Source organism: Cohnella pontilimi (assembly GCF_005049045.1).
Lineage (GTDB): Bacteria > Bacillota > Bacilli > Paenibacillales > Paenibacillaceae > Cohnella > Cohnella pontilimi.
The window spans coordinates 42,513-57,433 of sequence record NZ_SUPK01000001.1 but is presented as its reverse complement, the minus strand read 5'-3'; the positions used below and the strand labels follow the sequence as shown (position 1 = coordinate 57,433).

The following is a 14,921-nucleotide window of genomic DNA, read 5'->3' as shown; positions in this document are numbered from 1 at the left end:
AAGTTTTCTGCTTGCAGTTGATGGCTCTCTAGTTGCCTTCACACACTGTTAAATCTCACAGTTAGTTTTTTCGGCATATATATAAGCCATGAGTACTGATTCCTAATATGCTTCTCTCTCTACACGTTTGAAAGTGATAACTCAACCAGGATTCGAATTCTTCAGTTCCAAGTTTATCGACATATTCGTGTATCGTGTGGCTGATCCCATCAGTCCCCGCATGATCGACGGCAGTTACACCGTGAGTAACCAAAAGTGCTTCGATTTCTTCAGGGCTTGTAAAATAAGCATCCGTCCAAAAACAATCTTCATTCCCTTCGAAAAACACACCCTCATTCATCACTTTATCAATTACGCTTTTCCGAATGAACTTTTTATCCCTTGTGGCAAGCATCGGTATGACAGAGTATTTATTTATGTACGCAACAGCCAGGAAACCACCTTTTTTCAAAACCCTCAGGCATTCCTGTATGCAAGTGTTTCGATCGTTACTGTCAGTTAGATGGTACATCGGACCGAAACACATTACAAAATCAAACGTTTCAGAATCAAACCTACTTAAATCCGTGGCATTTCCAACGTTGGCTTCCAAGTTTATTCCGCTTTGTATTGCCTTATTTATGAGCAGCTCCACATGCTTCGGTGTGATATCAACTGCTGCGACATCATGTTGCCGTTTTGCATAATACAGAGAGTAAACACCAGTTCCAGCACCAACATCTAATATTCTGGCTTGTTGGGGCAAGATGTTGTTAAGGACATGGGTCGTAGTTAAAAACTCAATTTTTCTCGAATTTCTGGAGAATCTCGAATCTTCGTCAATCGTCTCGTAATAGTTGACCACGTTTTTCACTAAAGCAACCCCTTGTCCTTTAAATTCAATTTGCGTTTAACTTACCCAATCGATATGGAGATTGCTGAGAGGATTACTAAAAGTGCAATTATTTTCTTCTTCAATAAATCACTCTCCCCCTTTTAAGCGTATTACTTGTTCAGCAGAATGACTTTTCTTGCCACCAGATTTAGTTGCTTTCCCTTCTCGACTTTTTTGATATTTTCTGACTGTACAAGAACCAACTTTACATTTGATTCCAAAGGGAAGTCTGTAATCTTTAAGGTCGTTCCGTTCTCATCAAGGTACTTTGTATTATTGGTAAGCTTAACTTGACAGAGATAGCCCAAACTGTTCACGTTTTTACCTTTTCCTTTATTAATTTCGTCGGAACAATCAACAATAAAGACACCATCTTTAATGGAGTAGACCCTTCCTTGGAATGTTTTTATAGACCCGCAACCAACCAATAAAAGACCAATTAAAGAAAACAAAATCAGAGGTCGCCACAATATCTTTTCCCCCTTCAGCCAGCTTGTGGTCGTTACGGTTAGCGTAATATCACGAGCTGCCCATTTTGGTATTTATAACGATTGGAACTTTCTTCACACGGTTTACCACCATTCCAACTTTATTAATAAAAAGAACAGCCTGCCGACATTAGGCAGGCTGATTTCTGGTTCCTCATCTCCCCGGCCCCGGCGGACGCCGATAAGAAGCGGCTCCAAAAAGAGCGGCTAGCAGAGTAAACATGCCGTACATGCCTCGAGCCGCGAAGCCGATCATCGTAAAGCCCGCTTGAAGGTAAACTTTCATGACAACAACCTCCGTATGTGGCTTGAATAATTGTCCGCCAAGCAACAAAAATCCATTTTTTACTAAATAATTAATGTGATGTTCAAAACGATTATGCCATGATGTGTCGACTATATTTTACCACAACTTTGTTTCCTTGTTTTAACATAACTGTTTGTTACGGCAAAAAAAGGGCTTCATGCGGCAGCCTCCATAAGTTGAACTATCGTACCCGATCGTATTATGAGGTCACCAGATCTTACTGGTCGACCTCATTTTTGTTGGGTCGTAACATTACGGGTAGCCGGGCAGGACGTTCGTACCCGTGGGAGACAGATCCCGTGAGCTATACTGTCCGCCCCCTACTTGTAGAGATCATGTTTAGGCTGGTTGGGACTTGGATCCCGAATTACACGCGATGCTGTGAGTCTGCGAGGTCAGGGGTGCCGGTTAATACTGTGGAAGGGTGAGATGCATTTGAATCCAGTCATCGGTCTGGATGTTTCTAAAGGAGAAAGCATGGCCCAAGCTTTTCTGGATAAAGGCCAACCTTGCGGTAAGGTATAGCTAAGCCGAAGTTTTTTTTAAAGAACAGCATTTGGCAGTTTTATGCAACATTTTATTATTCATGTCGTATCATCGTTTAAGGGGGTGTGGTAATTGATTTTCATTTTTATTATTTTATCGCTACCACTCTACGCGGTATTAGTTTGGAGCTATTTTGAACCCGAAGAAAGCCTTCTATGGGGGAAAAGGTGGATGTATAAAGAAGAACCTGAACTAACCGAAGGAGCTATCCGCTATACCAAAATAGCCTCGTTGATAAGTATTATTGTACTTACTCTCATACTTATACTTGCACTCATTGTCTAATAAAGTTGTGTAACCCATTTGCAAGCCTGCTACTACTGAAATATTTTCAAAAATCCTTACAGAATTATGATAAACAGGTTTCACCCAAAGGTCTTCGCAATCCGTGATATCTATTGGTAACTTATCAGTGGAATCCTAATCGGGTTTCCCTGATATTATAACGAAAGAGGTGCTTTGTTTGAAACGAGTTCTTCTTTTAAACCTACTTGGAGCGATTACATTTGGTGTAGCTTGGACCATTTCAGGTTTTTTAATTAATGGCACAGTTAACTACTCTGGTATAGCCGGAGCGGTGGCTTTTTTTATTTTGAATGTTATTTTTGACAAAGCAAAAAGAGAGAGAGAATAACCATTAAATGTACTATCTGTACCCGTTAGCTGCCCATGCCCCTCACGGGGCACCACAGAATAATGAAAATTTTTACTCCGCATTTTATACTCTTCATACGGCTGGTGAGGAAGGTCGTTTAACTATAGACTTAGGCTCTGATTACTTTGAAAAACGACACCAAGAGGCCATAGTCCGACAGACGGTTCGGAAGTTAGAGAACCTGGGCTTCACGGTAATTTTGGCCTCACCGGAAGCTTCCTGACCTCCCCTTCTTTACACAAAAGACGCAGCTTTAAAATCACTTGAGCTGCGCTTACTTTCGTGCTGTCTTTTTTGGTTCTCTGCTATGAGTTATTTTCAGGGTAGTTTAGTCATGGAATCAATTCAGGTTCAACGAATAATATACCGTAGTGGCTGGCTTGTAATGCTTCCTCTCCAAATCATATGGTCCGTCCCTCCCCAATAATTAGGGAAGAGATATGTTGGTTCACCAAATTTTTTTCTCCAAATTAGTTGGGCATTCGTATAACCGGAATCCAGGCAAAATTCTGAGACTCCTTTGCCCAGTAATGTAAAAAATATAGCATTCAGCATCACATTTGCTACTCCGCGTCCTTGCCAATCCGGATGCACGAAAACAGTCCCAATCTCAGTAATCTCGTCCAATGCACCATCGGTAAGGTCATGAATAAGTGCACTGCAAGGGCCATATTCAACTGTTCCAATAATTTTCTTGTTATGAAGTGCCATGTAGAAGTATCTATCTCTTCCATTCGTCTCAAGATCTACTCGGACATGGTTCCTTTTCTCTTCGATTTCTTTTTCGATATCATTTACTAAATGGGATATACCTTCTTTTTCAAAGGTATCCATCATGACTAACTTGAAGAAACGATGTAACTCTTTAACGTCAACGTAGTCGGGTCTCTTTAACTCAATGGTGTCTAACAAAGTACCCCCTCCTCACAGTTGTCGAATATGACGGTACCAAGCCTTTTCTGCCCAGAGAATGAATTATCCGTTGGTGAGATCCTGCGAATAAGCGAGCATTCGTGAGAAATCTATATTGTACCGAGGGAGTCTAATCGATTTGAAGTGCTCGGTGCATTCGAGATTGTACCAAGAAGCTACAACATAGTAAGATCATGGCGTAAACAGTTTCCAATGCCCCTCGGTTACAATTTCGACCGCTCCATCGATTACTTTGATGGCTGTTTGATCATCAATTGCATAAGCTGGCCCCTGCATCCCGGCGGCCCATCTCTCTGCTGCAGCCATCGTGTTATACGGCAGCATCTCGTGACCCAGGTGCGGAAAGATTGAAAAGTCGACCAGTCCCAGCGTTTCATCGCCACCGCCGGGTGGAGTCCAGCCAACGAAAATTTCACCAATGTTAGGTGCCATCACCATGCTCCCGGCGCTCAGTCCCACATAGACTGCGCGCAGCGACGGCAAAAGGTCTGCCAATCCGGATTGCCGCATCCAGTGGCACAGGTAGAGGGCGTCGCCGCCCGCCACCAGCAGGACGTCCGTCTCCCGGACCAGCGGCACCCAGCGGTCTTCGCCGATGCTTGGCAGCGCTGTCAGCTCCAGCACGCCGACGGACTTCCAGCCCAGGTCGACCAGGCGATCTTCGGAATTCCCGCTGATGAACTGCCAGGCTTTGACGCCGGGGCCGACCCAGGGGTGTCCGTACATCGCGGTGGGGATGCACAGGGCGTTGGAATCGGCGATCGGCTTGCCCAGCATGTCAACCAGCGCGTCGTGTATGCTTTTGTTATTGATGCCTCCAGATGTGAGCAGAAATTTCATAACTTTAACTCCTCGTCTTTGTGTTGTCTGACGTTTAATTCTTCATATTTTTCAAATGTGGTTGCGGACGTATATTGCGACAGCTTAAGCTGGTACAAGAGCCAAACTTACCCGATATTGTTGTCGGTCTTATGTCACATACACGTCCCAAAGGCACCTCCTCTATGTCTACACTTTATCATCCAGCAGCTGGCCCGGTTTCTCATGGATTGCTAATGTGCACAGTCCGGGCCGGACCATATATAACTTTAGTGATGGAAATTAAGCAATCCTGCCCGTTAGAATTCCTGTAATGCGAATAATTTGGACTTTGAATAAAAAAGAGTGCCTCAGTAAGATAGGGTTGCGCAAGGGTCATTGCTGCCCCAAAACCTATCCATCATGGAGGTCACTCTACTATGAAGTTTAAGGTCGCGGTGATCTTCTGGAGTTATGTCTTATATGGATGATCCGCTAAATCGAAACGAGTAAAAAAGTCAGTCCCGAAAGTTCTTCGGCGCCGAGCCGTTATTTGCTGCTTCCACTAGTTTTTACTCACCAGAATGGTTTTGCTGCTTTCGTACCAGGTCACCTTGTAGCCGAAGCTTTCATATACCCAGCGCAAGGGTAAATAGGTACGCCCTTCTTGTATCGCGGCTTTGGTGTCCATGGTCATTCTATTACCGTTTACATCTAGTCTATCACTTCCAATATGGATCTTAACCGTTATCTCTTTACGAACTGCAGTGACCGTACGAGAGGCAGCATCGTATTCGATTTTTGCTCCAATGGTTTCCAGTGCTTTCTTTACCGGGATTTGAATGCGATTCTGACCGTCCTTATAAGGCATTCCCAATTTCTCTTCCGGTACGTACAGCAGCTCGCGATTGTCCACCACAATAAAATAATCGTCGAGCTTATTTTGTTCGTACCTTTGGATCATATCCAATGCAGCTTTCAGCGCGCTTGTTTCATCCCGGGTGTCTTCCTGTATATCGAAAAACATGATTCCACCGCCTTTATTCAGAGCGAGCCTTGTTTTCTGGCGGATCGTGTTGAGACCGTTATAGGAGTCCAATTTATCTCCGGGCACAAAATCGAGATAAGCATTTGCTTTATCCAAAGCCACCAGATGCCTGTATTGCTTCCAACTTGGTCTGGCATACAAGGGTATCCCAACAACGATACGGTCCTCGGTCACTCCCCTTTTCTTCCAGTACTGAATGGATACATCCGCCAACCAGAAGGGACTGTGCTGCTCTCCCTTCAAATCGTAAGCCATAATATTTAACCAGTCCAAGTTCTCAAGGGCTATATCTGTCACGGATTGTACCGGTTCTGCTTTCGTATTTACCGAGACGGATGCCGCAACGGCCGCGCTCAAGGTTTTGCCCATGGGAGACAAAACTTCTTCCAGCGCCAATATGAGACGTTCATACTTCGCGGAAGATTTGGCGTTGGGATATTCCCAGTCGATTTCCACCCCATCCAAGTCATAGAACTCGACGAAATCCCGCACTTCCCGGATAAACCGCCGAAGAGCTTCGTCATTGCCGGCAAGCGCTTCAAAATGACCTTCCAGCCGTTCTTTCCCGTAGTACACCCCTCCGACGGCAATGACAACATTCACGCCATGCGCATGGCTCTTTTCAACCAGTTCCTTTAATCTTTCGGGTTTGCCGATCGGATAAAGTGAGCCGTCCGAAGCGGGCTTCAAAAAACCGTATAGCAGGTGAGTCAGTCCGTCAAATTGAACAGCTTCATCGATTGGATCATTCAAATAGGGAGATTCGGAAAAGTATCCCATGACTTTAAAATTGCCGTTTTCCTTGCCAAAACTAATTTGCCGAGGAAAGAGGGACGCCGCGAGGATAACAACCATGAAGGCTGTCAAAATCTTTCTTTTAATAATCTTGCACCTCCCACTAATAAGGTAATGTTTTCTCCTGTTGTCTCACTCGTTCTTAAGACGTCTTGAATTTTACAAAGTTGCGTTAATCTGCTCGTTAGCTGAATACATCGTTTCGCTTCTGATTTTGTTCAGATAACCTATCATCCCGTTTTCTTCGCTTTGTTTGTAGCTGTACCCGCTGTGCTCTGCAACGTGCAGGGCTGCGGTATGAAACAAGTCGCATGCAGTGAATATCGAAGTCCAAAGTTTATCGTAATCAGCATTGGAGTAAGTTTTTAGGTACATTTCATATAAATTTTCCGGCAGGTATTTGTTGAAGTATTTACCGAACTTTCCGACAGAGACTGAAAAGCCGTTGTTTACGCCGATATACCACTCAAGCATGTTATTGAGCATATCCCTTACATAGTTATTCAACATTTTCATGGCGTAGGGCAGTTCATTCCTAGCTATACCTTTACCTACATTGTTCAAGCACCACCAGAATTCATTGCAGCAGTCTGCAAATAGCTTTTCGGTCGGAGGCTTGATATGCCAGTGTTTGTCGTTAGGAGCCGGTAACAGGGGGAGAAACCCGTCCTTGTCCAGAAGAGTAATAGCAGGTTCTCCGTCATCAGTATTAGGTGTAAATTCTACGCTCAGGTCAATACGGTTTCCATCTTCAAAAATCATCAAATAGGTAAAATGACCGTCACCTCATTTCTTTTATAGGCTCTGTTATCCTTGATTGTTGATTTCTGGCCAAAAGAAAAACCGCCCTATCAATCATAAGGCGGTAAATTCTGAACTAACGTTTTCCGTTATCAATGACTCGTGGTACGGTCTTCCCCCAGTCTGTAACGGCAAAGTGCACTTTATCCCTCATACGCTTGCATCAAAGTTTTTATGTCAATTTTACTCTTCGTTTGGAGCAATGCTTTCATAACTCTTTCTGATTTTTCTGGATCTGGGTCGCTTACCATATCGGTTAGAGTGGAAGGAATAATTTGCCACGACACGCCATACTTATCTTTTAGCCAACCGCAGTTTTGAGCCTTTTCATCTCCGCCTTCGGAGAGTTTTTCCCAAAAATAGTCCAATTCATCTTGATCTTCACAGTTCACGATAAATGATATTGCCTCTGTGAATTTGAAATACGGACCGCCATTTAAGGCTACGAATTCTTGCCCGTCCAATTGAAATTCCACAGTCATTACGGTTCCTTCTGGTATCCCGTGATTATTTTTGCCATGGTGAGTGATTCTTCCTATCTTCGAATTTTTAAAAATAGAAGTGTACAACTCTGCCGCCTGTTCGGCTTGTGTATCGAACCACAAGTTTGGCGTGATTTTTTGGATTTTGTTATTCATAATTTTTCCTCCTTAATATTCAAGCGTTTTAGTAGGTTTATACACAATACAGATTAGCATTAAAAATGAGCCATGGTTTCTTTCAAATTGCTATGTTTAAAAGGTAAGCAGATTCATTATCATACGATTCGATACCGAGAAGCGACATGATTCGGAGGCAAGACTGTTGCCCTCACGTGCTGAATCATTCGCTCAATCAATCGGAGTGCATCCCGCAGAATGAACCACTTCTCCACACGCTTGGTTGTGCGAATCGGCACCTTCTTATGCTTCATGAGGGAAGTAAGTTGATTCGATTCTTATGCAAACGCGAGTTCCACTTGCTTTCAGAATTTCAGCATGTGCTGCTGGAGCATGCTATCCTGCGGAACGGGGCCGTTGAAGAATGGATTGTCCTTGAAGGAATAACCAACCTGCTTGTCGCAAAGACAAGCGCATAAATTAAACTGAATTGTGCAGCAGTCCTGTCCACTTTACATTCATCGACATAACTTAGGGGTGTGATCACAAATCACAAATCATAAACGAAGGCGGTGGGATTTATGGGTTTCAGCTGCGGGGGAGTTGGTGTCGGTAGTTCGGCAGCATTTGTACTTGTTCTCTTCATTCTGTTGGTAATTATCCTCATGTCCGGAATCATTTAATAGTCCACGTTGTGCCTTTAAGTTGGTCTAAACGACCGCCTTTTTCTTGATGGTTATCCAGCATAAAAGCCAGGATCCGCGCGGCGAATCCTGGCTTACTTCCTTTTAACGCCGCGCCCTCTTCCTCGATCGGTCCGCAAATACGCCTTGAAGCGATAAGTCCACGTTCACCCGCCAACTTTAAATTTTCGATTGAATTCTTCGAGAGTTCCGTTAAAGACGTTGATGTCTACGTAAGCATCTATTCCGGCAATATGTCCTCGATTATTGTATTGCCAAAATGTCCATCTTCTCTGGTCCTTTAATTTTGGGGGTTTTATGACATCACGAATCCAAATTTCATGATCGCTAAATCCATCTCCGACATATTGGTTATACGTCGCATAGGTAACATATAAGATAGGTTTCTTTCCATAATGGCTCTCAAGAAGATTACTCATATCCTTAATTTCTTTTCTCATCAATTGAACATCTTTGTTCGTGTCGATTTCGATATCAATGACGGGCGGTAAGCTCTCTTCTTCTTTGGGAACGATCTTTATAAAATTCCTTGCCTGCTGCTCTCCGGTACTTTGTGAAGTGAAAAAATGATAAGCTCCAACGAGCAGGCCGTTTTCTTTCGCGCTTGTCCAGTTTTTTTCAAAATAATCATCAATATGATCTGATCCCTCAGTCGCCTTAATGTATGCAAATTGATATTGATGTCCGCGCGTCACTTTACTCCAATCGACTTCCGACTGATAGTGAGACACATCTAGGCCTTTGACTTCATACTTGTTGGCAAACAAGCTGTTATGCCACACGATTCCCCGATATTCCAGAAACATCACGATAAGAAGTGTCGCCATGAAAATGGCCAAAATCATCATGGTTTTGTTTTTCATAAAGAACTTATTCAATATGTGAACGCAATTCCCTTTCGTTTCCTTCGGTGTTCGTCAGCCGCTTCTTCCGCTCAAGCAGCTCCTTGAACTCGCGGTCCAACGTTTCATACTGCACTCCGCCAGGCAGATGCGAGCCGAGTTCCGCAAGCACGACGGCGATCCGGTTCTCCACTCTCATCTTCTCCTCCAACCGGTCGTGCTCAGGCTGGCGCGTCACGCCATCATGCGCAGTTGTGGAGCGGCTTGCGCTTTTTTGCATATACTCCTCAAATCCACTCTCGACACGCATGATTCGATTGTTCTCGAATACGAGGAGCTTATCGCACGTTTTTTCCAGGAAATAACGGTCGTGAGAGACGATGAGCAGCGTACCGTTATAAGACGACAGCGTATCCTCCAACTGCTCGCGGCTCGCCAGATCCAAATGATTGGTCGGTTCATCCAGAATAAGCAGGTCCTTCTCACGCATGATGAGATCCGCCAGCTTAACCCTCGTACGTTCGCCCAGACTTAGCTGCTTGACAGGCTTCCGAAGCAGCGATTCCTCGATCCCCATGTTGGCGAGCACCGTGCGGACCTTGCCGGCGTCGTCACGGAGCGAGAATGAGCCGCTGATCAGCTCCAGCACCGACCGTTCCGGATCGAGATCCGTGACGTCTTGCGTGAGATAGGCGAGCTTTGCTGTCGGGCTGACCCAAAGTGTTCCGGAACTGGGATGTTCTTTGCCGGAAATCAGCCGAATCAGCGTCGTCTTACCGCAACCGTTCGGCCCCAGCAGGCCGATTCGCTCTCCGCGTTGGACATAGAATGAGCTGTCCTGAAACAATTCGCGATCTCCGTACGTCTTCCCGATCCGTGATGCCTCGATGATCCGCTTCCCACGCTTGCCCCCGGCTTCGAACTCGAACCGCACCTGTGCCTCTTCCTTAGGCCGCTGGACGCCTTCGATTTCGATCTTTTCCAGACGCTTGATTCGAGATTTGATTTGCTGGTCCATTTTCTTCGCTTTGCTTCGATAAAACTCTTTGGTGCCCCGCATATCCGCCATCTTGCCGGTCTTGCCCGCCTCGCGGTGCGCTTTATCCGACCAGTTTTTAAGCCTGTTGATCTCCTCTTCAATTTTCTGCTCATATTTCCGCTGTTCTTCATGTTGGTGCAGTTGGCTGCGAAAACGCTTCTCTTTTTCCTCACGGTAAAAGGTGTAATTGCCCGCGTACTCGACGCTTACCCCGTCATCCAATTCGATGATCCGCTGCACCGATTGATCGAGAAAATAACGATCATGGGAAATTGTCAGCGTTGTCCCTCCGAAAGACCGCAGTTCCTTGATGAGCCAGTCGACGCCGTGGAAATCAAGATGGTTCGTCGGTTCATCGAGGATAAGCAAATCCGGCTTGGATGCCCAGATATGTGCGATGGCCAACTTCGTCCGTTCGCCTCCGCTTAAGCCCCCGATTCGGTCCGCATCCCACTCCTTTACCTTCTGAAGACCCAGATGGCTGGTTAGCGCCAGGAAATCGTCATCCAACCCGATTCCGTCTACGAGAATATCCGAGAATGTGTTGACGGTATAGGAGGTCGACTGCAGTAAATAACCGATTTTCATTTGACGCTTGTGTCGCGTCATTGTACCGCCATCGGACGTCATACTACCGTAAATGAGATTGGCCAGCGTAGACTTGCCTGCGCCGTTCACGCCGACGAGCCCGATCCGCTCGCCGTTAGCGATATCCAGATTGACATTCTTCAGCACGGACTGCTCCCCGAACGACTTTTGTAGATTGCGACATGTAATCAATGTCATACGATCACCGCTTTGCATATGGATTTGATGTTGCTTCTGCAAACAAGGGACGCGATATTCGGTAGGGACCGTGCAGATGGCACAAAAAAACCGCAGGCACTCGGCCTGCGGTATTGTCGGATATGCGGATGAAGGAAAACGAGCCCTCTGCGTACGCCAAGTAAGCGCAGCAAAAGTGCTGTATGCAAGGAGTCAGCTCCTATAGACACACGTTTCCTATTCCGCTCCGCCGCCTAGGCTGAGCATCGTCGTCGACCTATCGAATATCAGGTTCATGACCGACTCGGGAATTAGGACCACATGATGTCTATCTGGATACCTCCTGCCGTTTGTGAATACTCCCAGTATATACATTCGATCTCCGAAAGACAACCCGCTCATTTAAGGCCTATTCCTTACTTAAGAACGGACGTACTTTTAGATGCAAATACCTGCAGCAAGAATGATTACCAGCAGAATGAAAAGCACGAGAACAAACGCTGCACCACCGCCGAAACCTGCACAGCTGAAACCCATGGTGTTCACCACCTCGTCGGGATTTGTGATTGGTCATCACACCACCAACATATGAGGATGGCAGCCATAAGGACAGGGCTTATGCATATTCAAGCCATTATTAGACACTTCCGCTCTGTTTCTTTTCCCAGTATCGCTTCACGGCAGGAATGCTGCCGATGCCAACCGAGATGATGAAAGTGACCGCCAAGGCGCCCATGACGATGAGATAACCGGAGGTGATGATGACCGAGGCCAAGCCGATTTCGGTCAGGCCGATGACAACGGCCAGCACGATGATTACCGGCTGGATAAAGTTCTTCATCGGGCTGGTCGGGCTCACCGCTTGCGAAGCCAGTTTACCCAGAATGATGCCCGCGAGAATGATCAGCGCCACCAAAATGAAACGCGGAAGCATGACCATCAAAGCGGCTACCGTGGAAGATATGAAAGCCAGATCCAGCACGTTGGTGGCTTCCACCAGGAAGAAACCGAACACTAATACGGAAATAACGTTGGCGATCCAGCGCGTCACCGGATAAACCGGCACAGCGGAAGCTCCCGAAGTCGCGTCGGCCAATACACCAGGCTGAGCAACCTGCTCGGGATTCCGTTTCAGCATCGGCAGCAGCATATCCACCTTCTCGTCGATTTTGAGCGGAGAAAGCAGCGTTTGCGTCAAATTCCGGACAACTTTCGCCATGATGTAACCGATATAGAGCAGAAACGCGGCCACCGCGATTTTCGGAATCCACGACATGACCAGATTCAGAATATTTTGCGCCGGTTCCTGAATGGAACGGATCTGCAGCAGATTCAGCGCTTGCACGGCGATCGGGAACAGAATGAGGAAGTACACGATTTTGCCTATGAATGTCGCCACATCGAAGCCTGGTCCGGTCCAGCGCTGCAGGTTCATGGAAGCCGCTAATGTACGGACGAGATTCCCGACGAATTTGGCGATGAGATGCCCCAGAATGATGAGAACGACGGCTCCCGCGACGAGAGGCAAGTAATTAATGATCATCGCGATGACCAAGCCAATCGGACCGGAGATCGCCGGAATGTTGAGCAGGTTCAGGATGCTCGTCGCAAAAAAGAGAATGACCAACGCGTAAGCCAGATTCCCCAGAAGGTCGCGATATTGCAGCAGCTTGTCCATATTCCTTCTATGGGAAAGAGAAAATACGAGATTCATCACGAGTTTTTTGAGCAACGTGCCGAGAATGTGCGCAATGGCGGCAAGAATGACCGCTCCCAGCACGTTCGGGATGTAGGTCATGATGGAGCCGATGAATCCGCCGAACGGTGCCAGAATCGCACTGAAACTGAGCAGCTGCAGTACGAACATGATGGTGACGAGAACAATGAAATATTTGACCGCTTTGCCGATGACTTTGCTGACGGAAGTCGTTTCGCCGAAATAGCTGTTGCCCCTTTGGTCGACGTTCGTTCTGGACAGCGCCTTGGTTACGGCTTTTCCCACGACGCCCGCGATCCAGAGCCCGACCAGAAGCACGACGATCGCTCCGATGATTCTGCCAATTCCACTTCCGCTCAGCAGAAGCAAATTCCAATTGTCCCTGTAGTTCATCTGATTCGTTCACGCTCCTTCAGGTAATGGGTTCTTGCTTTTTTACCCGGTAAGTCGCGAATCAAACGAAGAATAAAAACATGAAAAAAACCTGTCGATAAAACAGGTTCTTCCGATGATATATTAAAATAACCCGCTCTCAAGAGCGGGTTCTCTTATTACTATCTGCATAAATCAGCGAAAATCACGCGGAATTCTGCGGGCCACTTTCGTCTCAATGGCGGCTTTGATGACGCGGTCGCGAACGGCGGGTACAACGTTCTGGTTAAATACGCTTGGGATTATATACTGTTTGTTGAGCTCCCGTTCCCCGATGATGGAGGCGATCGCTTCGGCCGCAGCCAACTTCATTTCCTCGTTGATATCGGACGCGCGGCAATCCAGCGCGCCGCGGAACATGCCCGGAAAACAAAGCACGTTGTTGATCTGATTCGGATAATCCGAACGTCCCGTGGCGACTACGCCCGCGATGTCCTCGATCTCTTCCGGACGGATTTCCGGCGTCGGGTTCGCCATGGCGAAAACAATCGGCTGCGGCGCCATCCGCATGACGTCCTCGCGCTTCAGGATGCCGCCGGCCGAAACGCCGATGAACACGTCCGCTCCCACCAGTGATTCGGACAAATTGCCTTTCAGCCGTTTCGGATTCGTATTTTCCGCAAACCAGGTTTTCATCGGATTGTCGTACGATTCGTCGGCGTTCAGGATCCCTTCCTTATCTACGCCGATCAACTCGCCGACTCCGCCCGAAAGAAGAATTTTGCCGCAAGCCACGCCTGCCGCTCCGATGCCGCACAAAACTACCTTAATGTCACGGATCGATTTGCCCGTCAACTTTAAGGCGTTGATCAGCGCGGCATACAACACGACGGCCGTACCGTGCTGATCATCGTGAAATACAGGGATATCCAGCTCTTGTCGCAGCCGCTGTTCGATCTCGAAGCACCGTGGAGACGAGATATCCTCCAAGTTGATGCCGCCGAACGCGGTTGCGATCTGTTTGACCGTCCGGATGATCTCTTCGGTATCCTGTGTCTCGAGGCAGATAGGAAACGCGTCCACGTCGGCAAACTGTTTGAACAACATCGCCTTGCCTTCCATGACCGGCATCGCCGCCCGGGAACCGATGTTGCCTAGTCCAAGCACGGCGCTGCCGTCCGAGATGACCGCCACCGTGTTTCTTTTGATCGTCAGCGTGAACGCCTTGCCCGGATCTTCTTGGATGGCGAGGCACACTCTCGCGACATCCGGCGTGTACACTCTGGATAGGTCGTCGCGGTTTTGGATCGGCGTCTTGGGAACCATAGCGATTTTGCCGCCGAGATGCAGCAGGAATGTCCGGTCGGAAACATGGATCACCCTGACATCCGACAAATTCGACAGCGCATCCGTGATTTGCCGGACATCGCCTCCATCGGTTACGTTCACCGTCAAATCCCGCGTCGTCGTATCGGAGGTCGTTCCGATAATATCGATCGCAACGATGTCTCCGCCCGCTTGGGAGATGACGGTGGCTACCTCGCCGAACGACCTCCGCGCCACATTCATTTCCAGTCGGATGATAATGTTTTTCCCGCTGAACTTGTCGTAGGAACCGTTCATCCCAGCACCTCCGTT

At 47.2% G+C, this 14,921-nt stretch carries 13 protein-coding genes and 1 pseudogene; 1 reads left to right on the top strand and 13 read right to left on the bottom strand.

Annotation, left to right across the window (positions count from 1 at the left end; translation table 11 throughout):
• Positions 1-61: 61 nt before the first annotated feature.
• From E5161_RS00370 to E5161_RS21225, 3 genes are all read right to left on the bottom strand, one after another.
• Positions 62-853: a class I SAM-dependent methyltransferase gene (locus E5161_RS00370; protein ID WP_136775620.1), complete on the bottom strand. Its 792-nt coding sequence runs from the start codon at positions 851-853 to the stop codon at positions 62-64.
• Between the two features lie 131 nt (positions 854-984).
• On the bottom strand, positions 985-1,344 hold the full coding sequence (locus E5161_RS00365; protein ID WP_136775619.1) for a hypothetical protein: 360 nt from the start codon (positions 1,342-1,344) through the stop codon (positions 985-987).
• 172 nt (positions 1,345-1,516) lie between these two features.
• Positions 1,517-1,648: a hypothetical protein gene (locus E5161_RS21225; protein WP_281279820.1), complete on the bottom strand. Its 132-nt coding sequence runs from the start codon at positions 1,646-1,648 to the stop codon at positions 1,517-1,519.
• A 1,030-nt stretch (positions 1,649-2,678) separates the two neighbouring features.
• Between E5161_RS21225 and E5161_RS20625 the strand changes: the two genes are divergently transcribed.
• Positions 2,679-2,849: a hypothetical protein gene (locus E5161_RS20625; protein WP_169306528.1), complete on the top strand. Its 171-nt coding sequence runs from the start codon at positions 2,679-2,681 to the stop codon at positions 2,847-2,849.
• A 372-nt stretch (positions 2,850-3,221) separates the two neighbouring features.
• Here the strand turns inward: E5161_RS20625 and E5161_RS00350 are convergent, their stop codons facing one another.
• From E5161_RS00350 to E5161_RS00300, 10 genes and pseudogenes are all read right to left on the bottom strand, one after another.
• Positions 3,222-3,782, bottom strand: a complete 561-nt coding sequence (locus E5161_RS00350) for a GNAT family N-acetyltransferase (protein ID WP_246042039.1) — start codon at positions 3,780-3,782, stop codon at positions 3,222-3,224.
• A 192-nt stretch (positions 3,783-3,974) separates the two neighbouring features.
• Complete coding sequence (locus E5161_RS00345) at positions 3,975-4,643, bottom strand: Type 1 glutamine amidotransferase-like domain-containing protein (RefSeq protein ID WP_136775617.1); 669 nt, start codon at positions 4,641-4,643, stop codon at positions 3,975-3,977.
• Positions 4,644-5,166: 523 nt separating this feature from the next.
• Complete coding sequence (locus E5161_RS00340) at positions 5,167-6,516, bottom strand: glycosyl hydrolase family 18 protein (RefSeq protein WP_136775616.1); 1,350 nt, start codon at positions 6,514-6,516, stop codon at positions 5,167-5,169.
• A gap of 87 nt (positions 6,517-6,603) precedes the next feature.
• Positions 6,604-7,212, bottom strand: a pseudogene (locus tag E5161_RS00335) (aminoglycoside 6-adenylyltransferase); the annotation flags it as partial.
• Between the two features lie 176 nt (positions 7,213-7,388).
• Positions 7,389-7,883, bottom strand: coding sequence for a VOC family protein (locus E5161_RS00330; RefSeq protein ID WP_136775614.1), 495 nt, complete (start codon positions 7,881-7,883; stop codon positions 7,389-7,391).
• 811 nt (positions 7,884-8,694) lie between these two features.
• Positions 8,695-9,411, bottom strand: a complete 717-nt coding sequence (locus E5161_RS00320) for a glycoside hydrolase family 25 protein (RefSeq protein WP_246042038.1) — start codon at positions 9,409-9,411, stop codon at positions 8,695-8,697.
• Between the two features lie 7 nt (positions 9,412-9,418).
• Positions 9,419-11,164 (bottom strand): ribosomal protection-like ABC-F family protein, encoded by a 1,746-nt coding sequence (gene abc-f, locus E5161_RS00315; RefSeq protein ID WP_425456417.1) that lies wholly within the window; start codon positions 11,162-11,164, stop codon positions 9,419-9,421.
• A gap of 468 nt (positions 11,165-11,632) precedes the next feature.
• Positions 11,633-11,731, bottom strand: coding sequence for a sporulation protein YjcZ (locus tag E5161_RS21005; RefSeq protein ID WP_136775611.1), 99 nt, complete (start codon positions 11,729-11,731; stop codon positions 11,633-11,635).
• Positions 11,732-11,831: 100 nt separating this feature from the next.
• Positions 11,832-13,304 (bottom strand): mechanosensitive ion channel, encoded by a 1,473-nt coding sequence (locus E5161_RS00305; RefSeq protein ID WP_136775610.1) that lies wholly within the window; start codon positions 13,302-13,304, stop codon positions 11,832-11,834.
• Positions 13,305-13,478: 174 nt separating this feature from the next.
• Entirely contained in the window at positions 13,479-14,906 is a 1,428-nt protein-coding gene (locus E5161_RS00300) for an NAD-dependent malic enzyme (RefSeq protein ID WP_136775609.1), read from the bottom strand.
• Positions 14,907-14,921 lie beyond the last annotated feature (15 nt).

What these genes read in the sequence shown, in the direction of transcription:
- E5161_RS00345 (WP_136775617.1), bottom strand. Translation starts at nt 4,643, where the DNA reads ATGAAATTTCTGCTCACATCTGGAGGCATCAATAACAAAAGCATACAC.
- E5161_RS00305 (WP_136775610.1), bottom strand. Translation starts at nt 13,304, where the DNA reads ATGAACTACAGGGACAATTGGAATTTGCTTCTGCTGAGCGGAAGTGGA.
- E5161_RS21005 (WP_136775611.1), bottom strand. Translation starts at nt 11,731, where the DNA reads ATGGGTTTCAGCTGTGCAGGTTTCGGCGGTGGTGCAGCGTTTGTTCTC.
- E5161_RS00320 (WP_246042038.1), bottom strand. Translation starts at nt 9,411, where the DNA reads ATGAAAAACAAAACCATGATGATTTTGGCCATTTTCATGGCGACACTT.
- E5161_RS00330 (WP_136775614.1), bottom strand. Translation starts at nt 7,883, where the DNA reads ATGAATAACAAAATCCAAAAAATCACGCCAAACTTGTGGTTCGATACA.
- E5161_RS21225 (WP_281279820.1), bottom strand. Translation starts at nt 1,648, where the DNA reads ATGAAAGTTTACCTTCAAGCGGGCTTTACGATGATCGGCTTCGCGGCT.
- E5161_RS00300 (WP_136775609.1), bottom strand. Translation starts at nt 14,906, where the DNA reads ATGAACGGTTCCTACGACAAGTTCAGCGGGAAAAACATTATCATCCGA.